23 protein-coding genes are annotated in these 21,182 nt (G+C 74.8%); 14 read left to right on the top strand and 9 right to left on the bottom strand.

What is annotated here, in order from left to right; translation table 11 throughout:
* Positions 1–63 precede the first annotated feature (63 nt).
* From ABT084_RS24520 to ABT084_RS24500, 5 genes are all read left to right on the top strand, one after another.
* Positions 64–957 carry a PP2C family protein-serine/threonine phosphatase gene (locus ABT084_RS24520; protein WP_351047691.1) on the top strand — a complete coding sequence of 298 codons (894 nt, stop codon included), beginning with the start codon at positions 64–66 and terminating at the stop codon, positions 955–957.
* A 66-nt stretch (positions 958–1,023) separates the two neighbouring features.
* Entirely contained in the window at positions 1,024–2,007 is a 984-nt protein-coding gene (locus ABT084_RS24515) for an MASE1 domain-containing protein (protein WP_351047689.1), read from the top strand.
* Positions 2,008–2,120: 113 nt separating this feature from the next.
* Positions 2,121–3,314, top strand: a complete 1,194-nt coding sequence (locus ABT084_RS24510) for a cytochrome P450 (protein ID WP_351047687.1) — start codon at positions 2,121–2,123, stop codon at positions 3,312–3,314.
* Between the two features lie 14 nt (positions 3,315–3,328).
* Positions 3,329–3,523 (top strand): ferredoxin, encoded by a 195-nt coding sequence (locus ABT084_RS24505; RefSeq protein ID WP_351047824.1) that lies wholly within the window; start codon positions 3,329–3,331, stop codon positions 3,521–3,523.
* Positions 3,524–3,605: 82 nt separating this feature from the next.
* The gene (locus tag ABT084_RS24500) at positions 3,606–3,944 is read left to right on the top strand and encodes a thioredoxin family protein (protein WP_351047684.1); all 339 of its coding nucleotides are present in this window, start codon (positions 3,606–3,608) and stop codon (positions 3,942–3,944) included.
* Here ABT084_RS24500 and ABT084_RS24495 read toward each other — a convergent pair.
* Positions 3,916–5,265, bottom strand: a complete 1,350-nt coding sequence (locus tag ABT084_RS24495) for an RNA polymerase sigma factor (protein ID WP_351047682.1) — start codon at positions 5,263–5,265, stop codon at positions 3,916–3,918. The genes ABT084_RS24500 and ABT084_RS24495 overlap by 29 nt on opposite strands.
* A gap of 100 nt (positions 5,266–5,365) precedes the next feature.
* Positions 5,366–5,722: a YciI family protein gene (locus ABT084_RS24490; RefSeq protein WP_351047680.1), complete on the bottom strand. Its 357-nt coding sequence runs from the start codon at positions 5,720–5,722 to the stop codon at positions 5,366–5,368.
* Between the two features lie 143 nt (positions 5,723–5,865).
* On the opposite strand from ABT084_RS24490, the gene ABT084_RS24485 reads away from it, so the two are divergent.
* Entirely contained in the window at positions 5,866–6,534 is a 669-nt protein-coding gene (locus ABT084_RS24485; RefSeq protein ID WP_351047677.1) for a DUF2278 family protein, read from the top strand.
* A gap of 47 nt (positions 6,535–6,581) precedes the next feature.
* On the opposite strand, the gene ABT084_RS24480 is transcribed toward ABT084_RS24485, so the two are convergent.
* On the bottom strand, positions 6,582–7,040 hold the full coding sequence (locus ABT084_RS24480; protein WP_351047674.1) for a hypothetical protein: 459 nt from the start codon (positions 7,038–7,040) through the stop codon (positions 6,582–6,584).
* 177 nt (positions 7,041–7,217) lie between these two features.
* Between ABT084_RS24480 and ABT084_RS24475 the strand changes: the two genes are divergently transcribed.
* The 7 genes from ABT084_RS24475 to ABT084_RS24445 all read left to right on the top strand — a co-directional run bounded on the left by ABT084_RS24475 (position 7,218) and on the right by ABT084_RS24445 (position 14,160).
* Entirely contained in the window at positions 7,218–8,465 is a 1,248-nt protein-coding gene (locus tag ABT084_RS24475; protein WP_351047671.1) for a sensor histidine kinase, read from the top strand.
* A complete protein-coding gene (locus ABT084_RS24470; RefSeq protein ID WP_351047668.1) occupies positions 8,453–9,106 on the top strand; it encodes a response regulator in 654 nt (217 codons plus the stop codon). Before ABT084_RS24475 ends, ABT084_RS24470 begins: the two co-directional genes overlap by 13 nt.
* Positions 9,103–9,975: a DUF4097 family beta strand repeat-containing protein gene (locus ABT084_RS24465; RefSeq protein WP_351047665.1), complete on the top strand. Its 873-nt coding sequence runs from the start codon at positions 9,103–9,105 to the stop codon at positions 9,973–9,975. The genes ABT084_RS24470 and ABT084_RS24465 overlap by 4 nt, the downstream gene beginning before the upstream one ends.
* A gap of 165 nt (positions 9,976–10,140) precedes the next feature.
* Positions 10,141–10,626, top strand: a complete 486-nt coding sequence (rraA, locus tag ABT084_RS24460; protein WP_351047662.1) for a ribonuclease E activity regulator RraA — start codon at positions 10,141–10,143, stop codon at positions 10,624–10,626.
* A gap of 72 nt (positions 10,627–10,698) precedes the next feature.
* Positions 10,699–12,318, top strand: a complete 1,620-nt coding sequence (locus tag ABT084_RS24455) for a peptide-N4-asparagine amidase (protein ID WP_502969100.1) — start codon at positions 10,699–10,701, stop codon at positions 12,316–12,318.
* A 95-nt stretch (positions 12,319–12,413) separates the two neighbouring features.
* Complete coding sequence (locus ABT084_RS24450) at positions 12,414–13,544, top strand: sensor histidine kinase (protein WP_351047659.1); 1,131 nt, start codon at positions 12,414–12,416, stop codon at positions 13,542–13,544.
* A 10-nt stretch (positions 13,545–13,554) separates the two neighbouring features.
* Positions 13,555–14,160 carry a response regulator gene (locus tag ABT084_RS24445; RefSeq protein WP_351047656.1) on the top strand — a complete coding sequence of 202 codons (606 nt, stop codon included), beginning with the start codon at positions 13,555–13,557 and terminating at the stop codon, positions 14,158–14,160.
* A 50-nt stretch (positions 14,161–14,210) separates the two neighbouring features.
* Here ABT084_RS24445 and ABT084_RS24440 read toward each other — a convergent pair whose 3' ends face one another.
* From ABT084_RS24440 to ABT084_RS24415, 6 genes are all read right to left on the bottom strand, one after another.
* On the bottom strand, positions 14,211–14,822 hold the full coding sequence (locus ABT084_RS24440) for a rhodanese-like domain-containing protein (protein ID WP_351047654.1): 612 nt from the start codon (positions 14,820–14,822) through the stop codon (positions 14,211–14,213).
* The gene (locus tag ABT084_RS24435; protein ID WP_351047651.1) at positions 14,819–15,985 is read right to left on the bottom strand and encodes an LLM class flavin-dependent oxidoreductase; all 1,167 of its coding nucleotides are present in this window, start codon (positions 15,983–15,985) and stop codon (positions 14,819–14,821) included. The genes ABT084_RS24440 and ABT084_RS24435 overlap by 4 nt, the downstream gene beginning before the upstream one ends.
* A 2-nt stretch (positions 15,986–15,987) precedes the next feature.
* Positions 15,988–17,385 carry an NtaA/DmoA family FMN-dependent monooxygenase gene (locus ABT084_RS24430; protein ID WP_351047819.1) on the bottom strand — a complete coding sequence of 466 codons (1,398 nt, stop codon included), beginning with the start codon at positions 17,383–17,385 and terminating at the stop codon, positions 15,988–15,990.
* Between the two features lie 104 nt (positions 17,386–17,489).
* Positions 17,490–18,749: an LLM class flavin-dependent oxidoreductase gene (locus ABT084_RS24425; protein ID WP_351047649.1), complete on the bottom strand. Its 1,260-nt coding sequence runs from the start codon at positions 18,747–18,749 to the stop codon at positions 17,490–17,492.
* Positions 18,750–18,872: 123 nt separating this feature from the next.
* Positions 18,873–19,688 (bottom strand): crotonase/enoyl-CoA hydratase family protein, encoded by an 816-nt coding sequence (locus tag ABT084_RS24420; protein WP_351047817.1) that lies wholly within the window; start codon positions 19,686–19,688, stop codon positions 18,873–18,875.
* Between the two features lie 63 nt (positions 19,689–19,751).
* Positions 19,752–20,771, bottom strand: a complete 1,020-nt coding sequence (locus ABT084_RS24415) for an EamA family transporter (protein ID WP_351047646.1) — start codon at positions 20,769–20,771, stop codon at positions 19,752–19,754.
* 28 nt (positions 20,772–20,799) lie between these two features.
* On the opposite strand from ABT084_RS24415, the gene ABT084_RS24410 reads away from it, so the two are divergent.
* Positions 20,800–21,182 (top strand): GntR family transcriptional regulator (locus tag ABT084_RS24410; protein ID WP_502969097.1); only part of this gene is annotated, 383 nt, incomplete at its 3' end.

Raw genomic sequence — 21,182 nt, 5'->3', positions numbered from 1 at the left:
CGGGCGCCGCGGGCCGCCCCGAAATATGATGGCCGCTGAATCAGCCATACCTGGGAGCGGTCCATGGCCCCGCCACGTGCCCCGCGGCAGACGAGCGCCGACGACCTGCTGAACCGCCTCGGGCTGCTCACGGCCCAGGCGCGCGAACGGGCCGAGCTCCAGCAGGCCAGGGTCGAGCTGGCCGAGGCCCTGCAGCGCAGGATGCTCCCGGCCTCGCTGCCGAACGTGCCGGGGCTGCGGACCGCCGCCCGGTACGCGCCCGCCCGGCACGGCCTGGACATAGGCGGCGACTGGTACGACGGCTTCACGCTGCCCGGCGGCGCGCTCGGCTTCTCCCTCGGGGACGTCCAGGGCCACGACGTCGAGGCCGCCGCCTTCATGGGACAGGTCCGGATCGGGCTGCGCGCGGTGGCCGCGTCCGCGGCCGACCCGGGCGAGGTGCTGAGCCGGGCCAACGACCTGCTGCTCTCGGTGGACACCGATCTCTTCGCGACCTGCAGCTTCCTGCGCTTCGACCCGGCGAGCTGGTCCCTGGAGAGCGCCCGCGCGGGGCATGTGCCCGCCGTCTGGGCGACCGTCGACGGGGAGTACGGGATCTCCCTCGACGCGGGTGGTGTGCCCCTGGGGATGCTGGCGGGCGCCGTGTACCCGGTGACCCGGCGCCCGCTGACGAAGGCGGGAGCGTTCGTCCTGCTCACCGACGGGGTGGTCGAGGGGCCGACCTTCCCCATCGACGAGGGGCTGTCGCGGGTGGCCCGGGTCGTGCGGGAGGGCGCGGGCGCCGATCCGGGTGACCTGGCCGCCGCGGTGATGGAGGTGGCGGACTCCACCGGTCACGCGGACGACGCGGCGGTGCTGGTCCTGTGCCACGACGCGGCCGGGGAGCGGGCCGCCGAACGGGCTGCCGAGGCGGCCGCCGAACGGATCGCCGACATCGCCGCCGAGCCCTGCGGCTGAGCCCGGGGAGCCGTCGGGGCGCGTGTCACGCCCGGCCGGGGCCCGGGACGGTGTTCTGATGGTCCGGTGCGCAACGAGGGGTGGCGACGTACCGGCGGAGCGGTCCTCCGGATCCTCGCCGTGGCCGTCGCGTACTACGTGACGGGACGGATCGGCCTGCTGCAGCGGGTCGAGATCGACGGCGCCATCGTCACGCCCCTGTTCCTGCCGACGGGGATCGCGCTGAGCTGCCTGCTGCGGATGGGGCTGTCGGTGTGGCCGGGAATCGCCCTCGGCAGTTTCCTCGTGATCGAGACGATCAACTCCTTCCAGCCGTCCGGCCTGGCCATCCTCGCGGGGAACACCCTCGCGCCCGTGTGCGCCTTCCTGCTGCTCCGCAGGGTCGGGTTCCGCACCGAGCTGGACCGGCTGGGCGACGGGGTGGCGCTGGTCTTCCTCGGCGGCATGCTGCCGATGCTCATCAGCGCCACCATCGGGTCCCTGGTGGTGTTCCACGGCAGCCTGGCGCAGAGCGGATTCTGGTCGTTCTGGGCGGCGTGGTGGGCCGGTGACGCCATGGGGGTGCTCGTCCTCACTCCGCTGCTGCTCGTGCTGCGGCGCCCGTACGGCCTGTCCCGGGACCCGCTGCGGTGGGCGGAGGCCGTGGCGCTGGCGGTCGGCATCGTCCTCGTCTCGCTGTTCGTGACGCGCAGCTCGTTCGCCCTGCTCTTCCTCGTCTTCCCGCTGCTGATCTGGGCCGCCCTGCGGTTCCGGCTCCCGGGCGCCGCCCCGTGCGTGCTCCTGGTGTCCGTCCTGGCCATCTCGGCCGCGAACGACCGCGTCGGGCCGTTCGCCGACCAGAGCCTCTTCCAGGTCATGGTCAACCTCCAGGCCCTCAACGGCTCCGTGGCGCTGACGGGGCTGCTGCTGTCGGCGCTGGTCACCGAGCAGCAGAACATCCGGGAGAAGATCGAGCAGGCGTGCCTGGACATGGCCGATCTGGTGGACAGCCTGGTACCCGGGAGACCGCCGGACGGCTGGCCCCCGCCGGACCCGGACGGGCGCGACTGATCCGCCGCCGCGGCCGGCCGGGTGATTTGGCCGAACTTCACATAGCACCTATAGGTGCCTGAGGCATCTAATGGGGAACGGCACGACCGATCGATCGTTTGTGAGGTCCACTCGTGACAGAACCCGCCGTCGCCTTCCCGCAGGACCGTACCTGTCCCTACCACCCGCCCGCCGCCTATCAGCCGCTGCGCGAAGCGCGCCCCCTCTCCCGGGTCACCCTCTACGACGGCCGCTCCGTATGGGTGGTCACCGGCCACGCCGAGGCGCGGACCCTGCTGACCGATTCCCGGCTCTCCTCCGACCGCCAGAACGAGTCGTTCCCCAATACCGTGGCCCGGCTGAAGGGCCTGCAGAACCGCCGGGTCGCGCTGCTCGGGCTCGACGACCCCGAACACAACGTCCAGCGCCGGATGCTGATCCCCAGCTTCAGCCTCAAGCGGACGGCGGCCCTGCGGCCGCAGATCCGCGAGACCGTGGACCGGCTGATCGACGCCATGATCGCCGCCGGGCCGGCCGCGGAACTCGTCAGTGCCTTCGCCCTCCCCGTGCCCTCCATGGTGATCTGCGCCCTGCTCGGGGTGCCCTACGCCGACCACGACTTCTTCGAAGCCCAGTCGCGCCGGCTGCTGCGTGGAGCGAACGCCGCCGAGGTCGAGGACGCCCGGGACGAACTCAACCGCTATCTCGGCGAGCTGATCGACCGCAAGCGCGCCGCACCGGGCGGCGACGGGCTGCTCGACGAGCTGATCGAACAGCGGCTGGTCCCGGGCGAGGTGGACCGTACGGAACTGGTCGACCTGGCCACGATCCTGCTGATCGCCGGACACGAGACGACCGCCAACATGATCTCGCTCGGCACCTTCACCCTGCTGCGCCATCCGGAGCAGCTGGCCGAACTGAGGGCGGATCCCGAGCTGATGCCGGCGGCCGTGGAGGAGCTGCTGAGGTTCCTCTCCATCGCGGACGGCATGCTCCGGGTCGCCGCCGTCGACATCGACATCGCGGGGGTGACCATCCGCAAGGACGACGGGGTGGTCTTCTCCACCTCGGTCATCAACCGCGACGAAGCCGCCTACCCGGGACCGGACTCCCTGGACTGGCACCGCTCCGCCCGCCACCACGTCGCCTTCGGCTTCGGCATCCACCAGTGCCTGGGGCAGAACCTGGCCCGCGCCGAGATGGAGATCGCCCTGGGCGCGCTCTTCGAGCGCCTGCCGGGGCTCCGGCTCGCCGTGCCCGCCGAGGAGATCCCCTTCAAACCGGGGGACACCATCCAGGGGATGCTCGAACTCCCCGTGACCTGGTGAGCCCCGCCGTGACCCTGCGCATCGACATCGACAAGGACGTCTGCATCGGCGCCGGACAGTGCGCCCTGACCGCACCGGGAGTGTTCACGCAGGACGACGACGGGCTCAGCGAACTGCTGCCCGGCAAGGAGGACGGGAACGGCAGCCCGCTCGTCCGCGAGGCGGCCCGGGCCTGCCCGGTGGGAGCCATCGCCGTACGGCCCGCCTGACGCCGGAGCCCCCGGTTGGCGGGGGAGGGGCCCGTGCTCGCATGATGGTGCTGCCGCACTGATCACCACCCCAGGAGCACCGATGGCGAGCCGGGTCCACCAACCGCTGGAGAACGAGGAGTTCGACTTCATCCTCGGACACGTCCCCGGACCGGTCCTCGCGTACTTCACCGGGACGTGGCCCAAAGCGGCCGCGGTGTGCAAGGAGATGGACGCCCTGGTGCGGGAGGCGGCCGACGCGTACGAGGGCTGGCTGACCGCCGTCAAGGCGGACATGACCCGCTGCCCGGGGCCCACCGCGCGCTACGGGGTCACCAGCGCGCCCTGGTTCGTGCTCGTCACGGCGGGCGAGGTGGTGGCCACCCGGGAGGGGCCGATGGACCGGGCCGGGCTCAAGGAGTTCCTGGACGCGGCTCTCTGACGGGAGCGCCGGGAGCGCCGGGAGTGCCGGGAGCGCCGGGAGTGCCTGGTCCACCGGGCGCACCGGGAGCATCCGGTCCGCCGGGGTCGGCCGACTCCGGCGGACCGACCGCGTCCGCCCGGCGCAGCATCAGGGTCCGCTCCCGCGCGTTGCGGGTCAGCCGCGCGGCGCGGGCGAACTCCGCCCGCGCCTCGGCGGGCCGCCCGAGCCGGGCCAGCAGTTCGCCCCGGACGCTGGGCAGCAGGTGGTAGGACTTGAGTACGGGCGCCCCCGCCACGGCGTCCACCACGGCCAGGCCCGCTTCCGGACCCTCGGCCATCGAGACGGCGACCGCCCGGTTCAGCTCGACCACGGGGGAGGGGGCGAGCTCCGCGAGCCGCGCGTACAGGGCGGCGATGGCGGCCCAGTCGGTCTCCTCGTAGGTACGGGCCCGCGCGTGGCAGGCCGCGATGGCGGCCTGCAGCGCGTACGGCCCCGGCGCCCCGCCCAGGTCGCCCGCCCGGGTCAGCGCCGCGAAGCCGCGCCGGATCAGGAGCCGGTCCCAGCGGGCGCGCCGCTGGTCGGCGAGGAGCACCGGGCGGCCCTCGGGGTCGGTCCGGGCCGCCGTCCGCGAGGCCTGGATCTCCAGCAGGGCCGCCAGCGCGTGCGCCTCGGCCTCGGCGGGCATCAGGGCGGCCAGCTGCCGGGCGAGGCGCAGCGCGTCCTCGCAGAGCGCGGGGCGGATCAGGTCGTCCCCGACGGTGGCCGAGTAGCCCTCGTTGAAGATCAGGTAGATGACCTCCAGCACCGCCGCCAGCCGCTGGGAGCGCTCGGGCCCGTACGGCACCTCGAAGGCCACGCCCGCCTTGGCGAGGGAGCGCTTCGCCCGCACGATGCGCTGGGCGACCGTGGCCTCCGGGGCTAGAAAGGCCCGGGCGATCTCGTCTGTGGTCAGCCCGCCCAGCAGGCGCAGGGTGAGCGCGATGCGGGCGTCCGGCGGGAGCACCGGGTGGCACGCGGTGAAGATGAGCCGGAGGAGGTCGTCGTCGATGTCGTCCGGCCCGGCCGGTTCGGGATCGTACGCCGCCTCGTCCAGGTCGCGCCCCAGCTCCGCGAGCTTGCGGGCGTACGTCTCCCGCCTGCGCACCAGATCGACGGCGCGGCGCCGGGCGGTGGTCGTCAGCCAGGCCGCCGGGTTGTCCGGGATCCCCGTGCGCGGCCACTGCTCCAGGGCCTCGACGAGGGCGTCCTGGGCGATCTCCTCGGCGAGCCCGACGTCCCGCACGACCCGCGCGGCCGCGGCGATGATCCGCGCGGATTCGATCCGGAAGACGGTTTCCACCGTGCTGTCTGTCCTCACGGCCACCCATCAGAGCACCCCGAGGCCCGGCCCGGCAACGAAGCCGGGCCGGGCGGGCCGGGCGGAGCCGGTCAGACACCCCCTAGCCTTCCGCGACCTCGCGGACCTCGCAGGTGATCGTCCAGTAGTCCTCGTGGACCGCCAGGAACCGCTTCGTCCACTCGACCGCCTCCGCCAGGTCCTTGGCCTGCAGCATCGCGTAACCGCCGACGACCTCCTTGGCCTCGGTGAACGGGCCGTCGACGACGGAGGTCCGGCCGCCCTCCCAGGTCACGCGGGCGCCCTGCGAGGTGGGCGTGAGACCCGCGGTGTCGAGCAGCACTCCGGCCTTCGTCATCTCCTCGATGAGCAGGCCCATCCGCTCCATCAGCGCGTCGCTGGGGCCCTCGGCCGGGGCGTTCGCCTCGTCGAGGCGGATCATCGAAAGGTAGCGGGGCATGACGTACTCCTTGTGCCGTTCCGTACGGGAGCGGGGATCCTTCCCCGCTCCTCACTCATACGTCGAACGGCGGACGGCGGGATCGACACACGCCGGGGAATTCTTTTTCGCCGGTTCCGGGGGGCCGGTGGTTGACTGGGCCCATGCCGTTCGAGAACTACGGAGTACTGGCCGGAACCCTCCACCGTCACTTCCGGGACGATCCCGACGACCAGGGCCGCTGGTTCCACGTCCACCTGGAGGTCGACACCCCGGCGGGCCGCTACGCGTGCGCCATCGACGTGGACAGCAAGCACTCCAGCATCGGGGTGCAGTGGAAGGTCTTCACCCTGTACCCCTCGGTGCTCGAACCGGTGGACGCGCCGTCGCCCGGCTACCACGACCTGGCCCGCGCCTCCGGGTCGGGCGCGCTCGACTACCTCAGGCACCCGGCGCTCGCGGACCGGACCGGCTTTCTCTTCCGGCGCCGCCCGCCCCGGTGGCTCCAGGGGCTGCTCGACCGGCTGAGCCCGCCGCGGCCGTGGATCTCCGGCTCGTACCTGGAGGCCTCGCAGGCGCTGGAGCCGATCCTCGTGCCCGGCCGGCAGGTCCTGGTCTTCGGCGAGCCCTTCGACGAGGGGCTCGGCATGCACAACGTCCACCAGAACCAGGGCGATCCGTACGGCACCCAGTGGTGGGACGACAACGGCATCTGGCAGGACGGCGCCACCCTCGTGCGGCGTCCGGACGGACGGTACGACGTGTTCCTGTCCCGCTTCTCCACCCAGGCGGACGCGACCGACCAGGACGGCCACCCGCTCCCGCCGCACTGACGTCGCTCTCTGGTGCCGTGACCGGAAAGGTTCACCGGCTCGCGGCACTAGGCGGCGGCGGCCGCCGGGCGCCGGGCCGCGACCGAGGCGCACAGCGCGGCCAGCGGGAGTTCCGCGCAGACAGCCAGCGCCAGCGCCGTCATCCGGGCGCCACCGGCCCCCGAGGTCGTCACGTCGAGCCAGGCGTCCAGCACCAGCACGGCGGCCGTCGCGGCGGCGAGCGCCCCGGCGCGGGCGTCGCCCCGCTTGAGAAGCAGCCCCGTACCGGCCAGAGCGGCGGCCAGCATGACGTCCAGACCGATCCACGCGGTGGACCAGTGGGACACCTCCACGGTGTGCGGCAGGGTCTGCGACAGCACCGCGATCCACGGCACCAGCGCGATCCCGGCGACCGTGAGCACCGTGGCCGCCCGGGGGGCGCGGCGGCCGCCCGGCCACGGGGCGCCGTGGGACCACCGCGGCCGGACGGCACTGCGGACCCGGATCTGCGGTGCGACGAGCGTCATGACGGCGCAACTCCCTCCGGCCCGGCGGTCCTTCCCCCGAGCACGGTCACCACTCTGCTGGTCACGACGGCTCCGGTCAGTAGCGGCACCGTCCGAAAGGGGGGTGGCACTGGCTACACCCCCGACCGGGCATCAGGAGGGTGGCAGGTCCCTGACCAGTGCGATTACCGTATGCGCATGGCACCTTCCGGCGCGCTGCGGCGTACGTACACCTGGATCGCCGGGCACACGCCGTGGTCGGCCTGGGCGCGGCGCAACACCGTCTTCACCGTGGCCGCCGTCCCGACGGCCCTGCCCGCCGTGGCGGCGATCACCTCCTTCTTCCTGGCCCCGGGCCGGATCCCGGCCGTGCTGGCCCTCCTGATGCTGCTGCGGCCCCTGCTCACCGGGCTCCAACGCAGCCGTCTGTGGGCCCTGTTGGCCGTGGACCTGCCGCAGGTCACCTACACACGGCCCTGGTGGTCGCCGCGCGGCCGGCTGGAGCGGCTGCGCGCCGAATCGACCTGGCGGCAGTACGGCTACCACCTCCTGGTCAGCCCGCTCGCCGGCCTGGGCGGAGCGCTCGTCGTGCTGGCCTGGGCGGGCGGTCTGGCGGGGGCGAGCGTGTTCGCCTGGTCGTGGACGCGGCCCGTCACCGAGCGCGCGCCGGGCTGGACCGACGACGAGGTCCTCCTCACCGTGCTGGGCGTTCTGCTGCTGCTCGTCACGCCCTGGTTGGCCGCGGGCCTCGCCCGGCTGGACAGCGGCCTCGCCCGCCGGCTGCTGGGCCCCAACCGGGCCCGGGAGCTGGAGCGCCGGGTCGAGGACCTCGCCGAGAGCCGCGCCGGTGTCCTCGACGCCGCCGACCTCGAACGCCGCCGCATCGAGCGGGACTTGCACGACGGCGCCCAGCAGCGGCTGGTCTCCCTCGCCATGAACCTCGGCATCGCCCGCGCCACCCTCTCCGGCCTGCCGCCCGAGGCCAAGGCCGTCATCGACGAGGCCCACCGCGAGGCGAAGGAGGCCATCGAGGAACTCAACAGCCTGGTGCGCGGCCTGCATCCGGCCGTACTGGAGGACCGCGGCCTGGACGCCGCCCTCTCCGGGATCGCGGCCCGCGCCCCGCTGCCCGTCGAGCTGACCGTGGACCTGACCGAGCGTCCGGGCCCCACCGTCGAGGCCGTCGCCTACTTCGTCGTCTCCGAAGCCCTCGCCAACGTCGCCAAGCACGCCCGCGCGAGCCGCTGCCAGGTGGGCGCCCGGAGCCACGGGGGCCGGCTGCGGATCACCGTCACCGACGACGGGGTCGGCGGCGCCGACCCGGCGGGCGGCACCGGGCTGGTGGGCCTGCGCAAACGCGTAGGGTCGGTCGACGGAACCATCGTGATCAACAGCCCCCTCGGGGGCCCGACCGCCGTGACTGTGGAGCTGCCGTGCGCGCTGTGATCGCCGAGGACCTGGTGCTGCTGCGAATAGGGCTGGTCAAGGTCCTCGAGATGGCCGGGTTCGAGGTGATCGCCGAGACCGGGGACGCCGAAGGGCTGCTCGCCGCCGTCGAGGAACACGAGCCGGACCTCGCGCTGGTCGACGTCCGCATGCCGCCCGGATTCACCGACGAGGGCGTCCGGGCCGCCCTGATGATCCGCCGCCAGTGGCCGGGGACCTCGGTGCTGCTGCTGTCGCAGTACGTCGAGGAGCGCTACGCCGCCGATCTGCTGGCCTCCCAGACCGGCGGCATCGGCTACCTGCTCAAGCAACGGGTCGCCGATGTCGAGGAGTTCATCGACGCCCTCAAACGGGTCGCGAACGGCGGCACCGCGCTCGACCCGCAGGTCGTGGCCCAGCTGCTGCTGCGCCGCGGCGGCGGGCTGGACCCGCTGGACCGGCTGACCCCGCGCGAGCGCGACGTGCTCGCGCTGATGGCGGAGGGCCGCTCCAACGCGGGCATCGCGGCCGAACTCGTCGTCAGCGAGAGCGCGGTGGCCAAGCACATCAACAACATCCTGGCCAAGCTGGACCTCCCGCAGGCCGACGGCGACCACCGGCGGGTCCTCGCGGTGCTCCGCTTCCTGGACGGATCCTCTTGAGCCCGGCGAGCGCGGCGAGCGCGGTGGGTCCGGCGAGCCCGGCAGGTCCGGCGAGCCCGGTGGGCCCGGCGAGCGGGTCGGAGCGCCCGCGCCGCCGGACCGCGTGGACCGTGGCCGCCGTGCTGAGCGCCCTGCTCATCGTGGCTCCGGGCGCCTGGTGGGCCTGGAGCCACCACGGGGCCCCCGTGAGCGGGACCCTGAGCGGCGGGAGCGCCGACCGGGCGGTCACCGCACTGGAGATCGACGCGGGGGAGGCGGCCGTGACCGTCACCCCGCGGGCGGACCAGCGGGTGGAGTACCGCGCCGTGGTCCGCTGGTCGCTGCGGCGGCCCGAGATCGAGGAGAGCCGGCTCGGCGACACCCTGCGGCTCACGCCGCGCTGCCCGGGCACGGGCGGGGCGCTCGGCGCGGGTCTCGGCTGCACGGTCGACCTGGCCGTGAGCGTCCCCGCGGGCATACCCGTCAAGGTGACCGGCACCTCCGGCAAGATCGAGATCAGCGGCCTCGGCGGCGCGGTCGACGTGGCGACGGACTCGGGCCGGCTCCGGCTCACCGCCCTGCGCGGCCCGCTGCGCGCCGAGGTCGCCTCCGGCTCCCTCGAGGCCACCGCGCTCACCTCCCCGTCGGCCGACCTCCGCGCGGAATCGGGCTCGGCCGTCGCCGCCTTCCTCACCCCGCCGGACCGGATCACCGCCCGGTCCGCCTCGGGCAAGGTCGCGGTCACCGTGCCCGTCGCCACCCGCTTGCGGGTCGACCGCCGCGCGGGCTCCGGGAGCCTGGAGGTGGCCCGCGGCCTCGCGGACCCGGCCGCGCCCGGCCACCTGGACATCGCGACGGGGTCGGGCCGCGCGACGGCGGGTTTCCCCTAGGCCAACCCCGCGGTCCCTGCCCCGGGCCCCGCGGCCCCAGCCCCGCGGCCCCAGCCCCGCGGCCCCAGCCCCGCGGGCCTGGGACCGTACCGCCTACGCTGACCGGCGAGGACGACCGCGAGGACGACCGGACCGATCCGTAGCACCGAGGAGCAGCTGACCGCCATGACCGTCACCCCCGTTCCCACCGCCGACCTGTACGACGAGCACGGCGAGCGGCTGGAGATCTGCGGCACCCCCTTCCGGCAGTTCGGCGGCCGGCGGGCCTTCGCCGGACCGGTGCGGACCCTCTCCTGTCACGAGGACAACGCCCTGCTGCGCGAGCTGGTGAACAGCCCCGGCGACGGCGCCGTCCTCGTCGTCGACGGCGCGGGCTCGCTGCGCACCGCCCTGGTCGGGGACCTGATCGCGGGCGCGGCCGCGCGCAACGGCTGGGCCGGTCTGGTGATCCGCGGCGCGATCCGCGACAGCGTGGCCCTCGGCGGGCTCGACCTCGGCGTCAAGGCGCTGGGCACGATCCCGCGCAAGAGCGGCAAGACCGGTGCGGGCTCCGTGGACGAGCCCCTCACCTTCGGCGACGCCACCTTCCGTCCCGGCGACACCGTCCACTGCGACGACGACGGCGTGGTGGTCGTGCGGGCCGGGAGCTGACCGGCGGAAACGCGCCAGGGCGCCCGCGAAGCCCTGGCGCGGCGGCCGCGCCCCGCGTTTGACTTCCCGGCCATGAGACGACACAAGATCATGGGAGCGCTCGGCGCCCTCGTGCTCGCGGCGGCCGCCCTGACCGGCGCGGTCCCGGCCGCCGCCACCCCGGCCCCCTCCTCCCCGGCCGCCGCGCCGCCCGCCGAGTTCGGCACCGACTGGCACGACCCCCTCACCGCCGCCCCGCCCGTGGCGAAACCCGCCACCCGCTCCTGCGACGTCACCCTCGCCGAAGCGCAGTTCCGCGACTTCACCCCGTACCAGGGCAGCTACGCGCCACCCGCGGGCTGCGGCGACTCCTGGAGCAAGGTGGTGCTCCGCCTGGACGGCAAGGTCAAGGGGCGCCAGTACGACCGGCTCGGCCACCTCTCCGTCGGCGGCGTCGAGATCCTGCGGACCTCCACCCCCGAACCCTCGCCGGACGGCATCACCTGGTCCGTCGAGAAGGACGTCACCCGCTACACCCCCACCCTGCGCACCCCGCAGCCGGTCGAGATGCTCATCGGCAACGTCGTCGACGACACCTACACCGGGGTCATCGACGTCAAGGTGACCCTGACCTTCTACGCCGCCGAGCGCGGCCGGACCCGCCCGGCCGCGGTCCCCGACCGGGTCCTCCCGCTCACCGCCCCGACGCTGACCACCCCGCGCAACACCGAGCGGATCCTCGCCGAGGTGTACGCCACCGGCTCGGGCGGCGGCTGCGAGGAGTTCTGGTACCTGGCCACCCCGGACGCCGCCCCGTACTCCTGCAAGGCGGCCGACGGCCCCTACCGCGAGGTGCGGATCGCCGTGGACGGCCAACTCGCCGGGATCGCGGCCCCGTTCCCCACCGTGTGGACCGGCGGCTGGTCCAACCCCTTCCTCTGGTACGTCACTCCCGCGCCCCGCGCCTTCGACGTGCGGCCCGTCGTCTACGACCTGACGCCCTTCGCCGCGCTGTTCAACGACGGCCGCGCGCACCGCGTCGAGGTCTCCGTCGCGGGCGTGCCCGCCGGGCAGAGCGGCTGGAGCACCCCCGCCAACGTCCTGCTCTGGCAGGACCCGGGCCGCGCCGTGGTGACCGGCGCGCTGACCCGCACCGAGCAGAGCGAACCGGCCAACTCCGCGGTCTTCACAGCCGGTTCGCCGCACCGCGTGGACGCCAAGGGCGGCCACCGGCTCACCGTCGCCGGATACCTGGACACCTCGCACGGCCGTGTCGCGACCACCGTGACCCGGACCCTCGCCAACACCTCCGTGCACCGGTGGACCGACGGGGAGAACCAGGACGCCCTCGTCGCGGACTGGTCGGACGACGAGAGCGTCACCAGCGGACGGACCACCACCAGCACCCGGCGCGCGTACAGCATGAACGGCGAGACCACCCTCGGCGCCGACAACCGGCTGCGCACGGTCATCTCGCTGGGCGACCGGGCCGACACGGCCTCCGTGCGCGACGACGGCAGCCGCCCCTCCTGGTCCCGGCTGGACGACCGCTACACCGGCGACGCCTCCTACGCGACGGGCGTCCCGCGCGAGCAGCGACACGCGGTCGGGACCAGCACCGAGCGCTACCGGCTCACCGGCTCCGACGGCTGCTACGACCGTACGGTGGCCAGCGCGCAAGGGACCCTCACGCAGGACCTGCACCGCTGCTGACCCGCCACGGCGCGCCCCGGCCGTGACATTCGTACGGGCCGGGTCCGTACGGGCGGCCCTGCCGCCGGGGCGGACCCGGTCCCTACCGTAGGGGCATGACGAAGACAGCCGCACTCGCCACCGACCGCCCGCGCGGCCCGATGGGCGCCCCCAACGGCTTCACCCTGCTGCCCTGGCTGCTCCTGGGCATGGGCGCGGCGTCCAACATCTTCCAGGGGCGGACGCCCCAGCCGTGGATCGGCGGCCTGGGACTGCTGGTGTTCAACTCGCTCTACATCAGCGTCGTCTTCCGGGCCTTCGTCCCGGCCAAGCGGGATGCCCTGAGCACCCGGATCAGCCTGGCCGCGCTGGCCGCCGTGACCCTCGCCCTGGCGCTGGCCTACGGCGACAGCTGGCTGCTCTTCTTCCCGCTGCTGGGCCTGGCCACCGGCGCGGTGATCCGGGGGCGCCGCCTCGGAGCGGTGATGCTCGGCCTCAGCCTGGTGGCCGGCGCGGTCGCCTGGCGGCACGAGGGGTGGGGCGGGGTCAGCGGCATCCTGTACGGCACCTTCCTCTCCGGGATGGTGACCGCGGCCATCCTCGCCCTGTCCGAGACGGTGGCCGAACTGCGCGAGACCCGGCAGGAGCTGGCCCGTAGCGCCGTGGAACAGGAGCGGCTGCGCTTCTCCCGCGACCTGCACGACCTGCTCGGGCACACCCTGTCGGTGATCGTCGTGAAGTCGGAGGCGGCCCGCCGGATCGCCCCGCGCGACATGGACGCGGCGCTGGGCCAGATCTCCGACATCGAGTCGATCGGGCGGCAGGCGCTCGTCGAGATCAGGGAGGCGGTCACCGGCTACCGCGAGTCGAGCCTGGCGGACGAGCTGGACCGGGCCCGCGCGGCGCTCACGTCCGCCGGGATCGAGCCCGACGTACGCCGGTCGGGTCCGCCGCTCACCCCGCAGGCCGAGGCGCTACTGGGCTGGGTGGTCCGGGAGTCGGTGACCAACGCGATCCGGCACAGCGGCGCGGCGCACTGTGCGATCGAGGTGGGCGGCACCGCGGAACGCGCCCGGCTGGTGATCACCGATGACGGGGGCGGCGTAGGCTCGACGGCGCCGGGCAGCGGGCTGACCGGACTCGCCGAACGCCTCGAGGCGGCGGGCGGAACCCTGCGGAGCGGACCGGCACCGCGCGGGGGCTTCCGGGTCGTCGCCGAACTCCCGGTCGACGAGACCACGGGCTGAGGAGCGAACGATGATCAAGGTCTTGCTGGCCGAGGACCAGGGGATGATGCGCGGGGCCCTGGCCCTGCTGCTCGGGCTGGAGGCGGACATCGAGGTCGTCGCCCAGGTCGCCACCGGGGACGAGATCCTCCCCGCCGCCCTCGCCGCACACCCCGACGTGGCCCTCCTCGACATCGAACTGCCCGGTCTCAGCGGCCTCGACGCCGCCGCCGAGCTGCGCGCCCGCTGCCCCGACACCCGGGTGCTGATCCTCACCACCTTCGGCCGCCCCGGCTACCTGCGCCGGGCGATGGAGGCCGGGGCGTCCGGATTCCTCGTCAAGGACGGCCCAGTGGAGGAGCTGGCCGCCGCGATCCGGCGGGTGCTGGCCGGGGAGACGGTCATCGACCCCGCCCTCGCCGCGGCCGCCCTGAGCGCGGGCCCGAACCCGCTGACCGGCCGCGAGCGCGACGTGCTGAACGCCGCCGTCGACGGTGCGACCGTCTCCGACATCGCGGCCAAGCTGTGCCTGTCGGAGTCGACCGTACGCAACTACCTGTCCGCGGCCATCGGCAAGACCGGCACCCGCAACCGGATGGAGGCGGTGCGCTCCGCCCGCCGCCAGGGCTGGCTCTAGGCCAGGCCGTCTCTTTCGGAACGTGCCTGGCCCGCGCCGCCCGCGGCGGATCAGCCCGCGCCCCGGGACAGGGAGTCCAAGGTGGCGTCCAGCGTGTCCGGCCGGGTCCGGTTGAGCGGGAGCAGCGACAGCGCCCTCGCCATCCCGCAGGTGTCGGTGACCGCGGAGAAGACCAGCCCGCCCGCGATCCCCGCGGAGAGCAGCCGGGCCGCCGGACGCAGCCGCCCCGCCGCGAGCCCGGCCAGCACCAGGGCTCCGGCCGCGCACCGCACCTGCCGTTCCATCGCCCAGGCGGTACGGGCCCCCGCCGACCGTTCCAGAGGGTGCCCGAGGCGCAGCCACGCGGCCGTGCCGCCCGTGAGGGTGGCGGCCGCGATCCCGTGTCCGGCGAGGGTGCCGACGGCCCCGGCCGACCGTACGCCGCCGGCGCACACCACCAGCAGCTCCCGCCGCCCCGCCGCGGCGGACAGCGCGGGCAGCGCCCGGGACAGCCGGTCGAGGGGGATGTTGTGCGCGCCGGGCAGGTGCCCGGCGGCGTACTCCCCGGGTGTGCGGACGTCGATGACGGTCAGTTCGTCGAGCCGCGCCAGGGCCTGCTCGGGACCGATGGCACCGGCGGTGGCGGTGACGGTGGCGGACGGGGTGGACGGGGTGGTGGTCATACGGTGGTTCCCGTCTTCGTCGTGGACCGCGCGGGTGTCCGGCGGCGCCATTCCTCGGCGAGCAGCCGGTAGGAGCGCACCCGGTCGGCGTGTCCGTGGGTGATCGTGGTGATCAGCAGCTCGTCGGCGTCGGTGGCCTCCCGGAGCCGTTCGAGGTGGTCGGCCACGGTCCGCGCCGAGCCGACGAACCGGGTGTCGATGCGGTCGGCGACCAGGGCGTGATCGGCCTCGGTCCAGCCGGACGTGAGCTCCCGGGCCTCGGCGGGCGTGGGGTAGGGGATGGCACCGGCGCCGGTGCGGATGCCGTGGACCCAGGGTGCGTACCCGGTCGCCAGCTCCCGGGCGCTCGCGTCGTCCTCGGCGACGACCACGTCCGCGGAGACGCTCAGGTACGGGCGCTCCAGCTCGTCCGAGGGCGTGAACGCGGCCCGGTACGCCTCGGCCGCCTCCAGCACCCCGGCCGGAGCCACGTGGTAGTTCGCGGTGAAGCGCAGCCCCTCGCGCCCCGCCGCCCGCGCGCTCTGCCCGGCGCTGCTGCCCAGGATCCACACCTGTACGTCGGCTCCCTCGCCCGGTACGGCGTGCGCCTCGGTGCCGTCGGGGGCCCTGTACGAGCCCCGGAGCAGGGCGAGGATGTCGCCCAGCTGGTCGTCGTAGTCCTGGGACCGCGCGCCGGGCAGGAGCAGCAGCCGCTGCGCCAGGGCCACGCGCGGGTGCCCGGCCAGGGAGGCGAAGGAGAAGCCCGGCGGGATGAGCAGGCCGTTCCCGGTGCGGTGGCCCGGCGCGGGCGGGGCGCCGTCGCCCGCCGGCGGTCCCGGCGGGCGGCCGCCCGAGCGCCCGAGGCCCAGGTCCAGGCGCCCGGGGTGCAGCGCGTCGATCAGGCCGAACTCCTCCACCGTGGACAGGGCCGTCCGGTGGCCCAGCTGCACCGCGCCGGAGCCGAGCCGGATGGTGGCGGTGGCCGCCGCGGTGAGGGCCAGCACGACGGCGGGCGAGGTCCCGGCCACCCCGGGATTGAGGTGGTGCTCGGCGAACCAGTAGCGGGCGTAGCCGAGGCGTTCGGCCTGCCGCGCCAGGTCGATGCTCGCGCGCAGGGCCCCGGCGGCCGTGGAGCCGGACGGGATCGGTACGAGGTCCAGGACCCCGAGCGGAATACCGGGCATGGTCACGTCTCCTCGGGTCGGTCACGGCTCACGCGGCCCGCACGGCCCGCACCGACGGTGGCGGGCGCGGGAACGGCCGCCGGGGCGGCCAGGCCGAGGTGGTCGCGCAGGGTGCTGCCGGTGTATTCGGTCCGGAACGCGCCGCGTTCCTGGAGCAGCGGCACGACGGTGTCGGCGAAGGCGTCGAGACCGCTCGGCGTGATGTGCGGGACGAGGACGAACCCGTCCGCGGCGTCCTGTTGCACCAGCGAGTCGATCGACTCGGCGACCGTCGAGGCGGAGCCGACGAAGGTCTGGCGGCCGGTGGTCTCGATGACCAGCTCCCGGATCGACAGGTTCCGCGCGGCCGCCCGCTCCCGCCATTCCTTGGCGACGGCGAGCGGATCGCGGTGCATGCGGACGCTCGCCCGCCCGAGCGCGATGGTGTTCTCACCGGGCTCCGGGTCGATGTCGGGCAGCGGGCCGTCCGGGTCGTAGCCGGACAGGTCGCGGTTCCACACGTGCTCCAGGTACTTGATCGCGGTCTGCCCGCTGACCTGGCCGAGCCGCACCTCGTGCGCGAGCTCCCGGGCCTCGGCGTCGGTGTCACCGAGGACGAAGGTGGCGGCGGGCATGATCAGCAGCTGGTCGGGGGTCCGGCCGTACCGGGCGAGGCGGCCCTTGACGTCGGCGTGGAACTCCCGGCCCGCCGACAGGGTGCCGTGCCGGCTGAAGATGACGTCCGCGTCGGAGGCGGCGAACTCCCGGCCCTCCTCCGAATCGCCCGCCTGGAAGATCACCGGGCGGCCCTGCGGGCTGCGCGGTACGTCGAACTGCCCGGCGATGTCGAAGTGGCGCCCGCGGTGCGCGAAGGTCCCGGCCCCCGCGTCCCGCAGGAACGCCCCCGACGCGCGGTCGGCGAGGATCTCGTCACCGGACCAGGAGTCGAAGAGCGCGTGCGCGGCCGCCAGGAATTCCCGGGCCCGGGAGTAGCGGTCCTCGCGGGCGAGGAAGCCGCCGCGCCGGAAGTTCTCGCCGGTGAAGGCGTCCCAGGAGGTGACCACGTTCCAGGCGGCGCGGCCGTCCGAGAGGTGGTCGAGGGAGGCGAACTGGCGGGCCACCTCGTAGGGCTCGTTGAAGGTGGAGTTGATGGTCCCGGTCAGACCGATCCGCTCGGTCACGGCGGCCAGCGCGGCCAGCACGGTGAAGGTGTCGGGTCGGCCGACGACGTCCAAGTCGTAGATCTCGCCGCCCTGTTCGCGCAGCCGCAGGCCCTCGGCGAGGAAGATGAAGTCGAACTTCGCGCGTTCGGCGGTGCGCGCGAAGTGCGCGAACGAGCTGAACTCGATGTGGCTTCCCGAGGCCGGATCGCTCCAGACGGTGGTGTTGTTCACGCCGGGGAAGTGCGCCGCGAGGTGGATCTGCTTGCGCGGCCGGTGCGGTGCGTGCGGTGCGCGTGGTGTGAGTGGCGTGTGCGGTGTGTGCGGGGTGTGCGGGGTGTTCACGGTGCTGTCCTCCTTCCGGGTCAGGTGGTGGCGTACCGGGCGGCGTACCGGCTGACCGGGCGGGCGAGCCCCAGCAGGCGGCGCAGGGTGGCCGGATCCGCGCCCGGGGCCGGATACGCGCGCCGGAACAGGTCGCGCCGCTGGAGTGCGGGGACCAGGCCGCGCGTGATCGCCGGGAGGTCGTGGGAGAGCACGCCGGGGTGCAGCCGGAATCCGTGGAGGCCCTGGCGGTGCCAGACGGCCAGCAGGTCGGCGAGCCCGTCCGGCGTTCCCGCGAAGACGTGGGCGGCGGGAGCGAACGGCCGCTCCGCGAGGGCGTCGAGGCGCCCCAGCCGGGCCCTGGCGGCCGGGGCGCTCTCGTCGAGGAACACCACCAGGTCGGCGAAGGCCCGGCCGGTCCCCTCCGCTCGCCCGGCGGCCGACCGCGCGGCGCGCAGGCCGTCGGTGAGCGCGCGGGCCTCGTCCGCGTCGCGCGGGGTGAGGAACACGAGGTCGACGGCCTCGGCCGGCAGCCGGGACGGCGGGCCCACCGGGGCCGCGGCGGCGACCAGCGGCTGCCCCTGCGGCGGACGCGGGGTGATCGACGGCCCCTTGACGCTGAAGTGCCGCCCCTCGAAGCCGATGTGGTGCAGCTTGTCGCGGTCGATGAAGCGGCCGCTCGCGACGTCGCGGATCTCCGCGTCGTCCTCCCAGCTGTCCCACAGCCGCCGGACCACCTCGACGTGGTCGGCGGCCTCCTCCAGCAGCTCGGCGCGCAGCACCGGACCCAGGCCGTCCGGGCTGTCGGCGGGCCCTTGCGGGAAGGTGCGGCGGCCGAAGTGGCGGGCCTCGTCCGGGCGGCCCGACACGGCGACCAGCAGTCCGGCCCGGCCGCCGCTGACGTAGTCCAGGGTGGCGATCGCCTTCGAGACGTGGAACGGCTCGGTATGGGTCGCGACCACGGTCGGCAGCAGCCCGATGTGCCGGGTCAGCGGCGCCACCCGGGCGGCCGTCAGCACCGCGTCGAGCCGCCCGCGCACCCGGTCGGTGCGCCCGTCCGGGCCGGTGGGCGAGGAGGACCGCGGGCCCAGGCCGTCCTCGAGGGTGACGAGGTCCAGCAGCCCCCGCTCGGCCTCCGCGACCAGGCCGGCCCAGTAGCCCGCGGTCACCAACTCCCGTGCGCGGGAGCCGGGTTCGCGCCAAGCCGCCGGATGGGCCCCGGCGCCGTCGAGCGCGAGGGCGAGGTGGAACGTACCGGCGGGTGGCCCGTCGGGGCCGGGTGTTCCGGAGGATGCGGACATGGCGGGTCGCCTTCCTGATCGCGTTCCTGCCGACCACCCCACTCTCGCCCCGCCCGGGTGCGGGGAGAACAGCCGACCGCGCCCTGTCACACGTTCTTCATGCCCCGTGCATGGTCCGGCGTGTCAGTCGGTGAACGAGCCGTGGCGGCCCGAGCCCGAGGTGAAGCGGGCCGCTCCGGAGGCCGTTTCCCCCGCGGTCAGCGGGACCAGGCCGTGCCGGTGCTCGGCGGCGAGGGCCTCCGGTTCGGGCAGGCCGTGCTGGTCCAGGACCGACAGCCGGTCGTGGCGCAGGCACAGCTGCGGGAACGCGGCGATCTCCCGGGCCAGCTCCTCCGCCGCCTCGCGCGAACGGCCGGTCGGCACCAGGCGGTTGACGAGCCCGATGGCGTGCGCCTCGGCGGCTGGTACGGCGCGTCCCGTGAGGATCAGGTCCATGGCCCGGCTCTCGCCGATCAGCCGGGGGAGCCGGACTGTACCGCCGTCGATCAGCGGTACGCCCCAGCGGCGGCAGAAGACCCCGAAGACGGCGTCCTCCTCGGCGACCCGCAGATCCGCCCAGAGGGCCAATTCCAGCCCGCCCGCGACCGCGTGCCCGGCGATCGCCGCGATCACGGGCTTGGTCAGCCGCATCCGGGTCGGGCCCATCGGCCCGTCCCCCTCGGCCTCGACCCGGTTGCCGCGCCCGGTGCCGACGGCCTTGAGGTCGGCGCCCGCGCAGAACGTACCGCCCTCGCCCCACAGCACCGCGACCGAGGCGTCCGCGTCCGCCTCGAACGCGCGGAAGGCGTCGGCGAGTCGGGCGGCCGTGGGACCGTCCACGGCGTTGCGGGATCCGGGCCGGGCCAGGATCACGGTGAAGACCGGCCCGGCGCGCTCGATCCGTACGGTCGTGTTCCCGTCGGCTCGGTCCCCGCCGTCGATCCGGTCCACGTCGGCCATCCCGTCCACGCCGTCCGCCCCGTCCACCGCGTGTGCCCCGTCCACCGTCTGTGCCCCTGCCGGTCAGCTGCCGTGGGCTGCCCATTGTGCCGAGTCCGCGGGGCGATCCGGTGCGGGCTCGGGGGTGGGCTGCGGTGCGGGCTCGGGGGCGGGCTCCGGGCCGTCGTGTCCGGGCCGGCGCCGCGGGCGCAGGCCGAGGGCCAGGCCGCCGACCACGACGGCCAGCCCGGCCCAGACGGCCGCTCCCGGCACGCCGCCGCCCGCGGCCGCGCCGGCCGCCGCCGCCGAGATCGGGGCCACACCGGTCAGCAGGCCGGCTCGGCCCGCGCCGACGGCGGCCACCGTCGAGTACCAGAGCACGAAGGCCGCGGCGGTGACGAGGACCGTCAAGTACCCGATCGCCGCCCACTGTCGGGGCTCCAGGGCCGTCAGGGCGGACGCCGGTTCCGTGACCGCCGCGAGGCCGAGGAACATCAGCGAGCCCAGCCACACCGAGTGGACGGACACGCCCCACGCGCCGTGCCGCCGCAGCACCGGCACCGCCAGCAGGGTGAACCCGGCCTCACAGGCCAGCGCGAGCGTCGCCCAGGCCACCCCGGTCGCGTCGGTCCGCCCGGTCCCCTCCACCAGCACCGCTCCCGCCACCACGACCGGCGCGGCCAGCAGGACCTGACGGCTGGGCCGCCGTCGCTCGAGTACCGGACCGATCGCCGCGAGGAGTACGGGTACGCAGGCCACGGCGACGGCGATGACGGCGGGCTCGGCGTGCGCGACCCCCCGCACGACCGCGATGTTGAACAGGACCAGCCCGCTGGCCGCGAGCCCGGCCAGCCACAGCCACTCCCGCCCGCGCGGCCACACCAGCCGCGCCCCGGCGGCCCGCGCCAGGGCCAGCAGAAGGAGGGCGGCGGCGGCGTACCGGACGGCCTGGGCGGTGAACAGCGGGGCGTCGGTGAGGGTGCGGGAGACGGTGACGCTGGTGCCGACCAGCGCCATGCCCAGCACGCCGGGGCCGAGGGCGCGGGCGGTGGAGCGGGGCCGGGGAGGAGGGGGGAACGCGGGCGAGCGGGGCGTGGTGTCCATACGTCCACTGTGTGCGGAGAATGGACCCATGAGCAGGTCCAAAGATGCCCGGGTGCCGAGGTCCAAAGCCATGGCCCCGACCCCGGCCTCCGCCCCCGTTACCGCCCCCGCCCCCGTTCCCGCCCGGTCCCTCGGGTCGGACTTCCTCCAGCTCGACATCGGCCAGGCACCCCCGGGCGGCCGCACCGCATGGCTGGCCGGCCGCCTGCGGGAGGCGATCGCGGACGGCCGCCTGCCGGTGGGCAGCCGCCTCCCCGCGAGCCGGGTGCTCGCCGAGGAACTGCGCGTCGCGCGCGGGGTGGTCACCGAGGCCTACCAACGCCTCGCCGAGGCCGGGCAGGTGGCGGGCCGCGGCCGCCTCGGCACCACGGTCGTCGCGGCTCGATCGGCACCTCGTAGCGCCGCTGCGCG

Source organism: Streptomyces sp. NPDC002138 (assembly GCF_040296485.1).
Classification (GTDB): Bacteria; Actinomycetota; Actinomycetes; order Streptomycetales; family Streptomycetaceae; genus Streptomyces.
The sequence above is the reverse complement of the archived record's forward strand: the minus strand, read 5'-3'. Positions and strand labels throughout refer to the sequence as shown.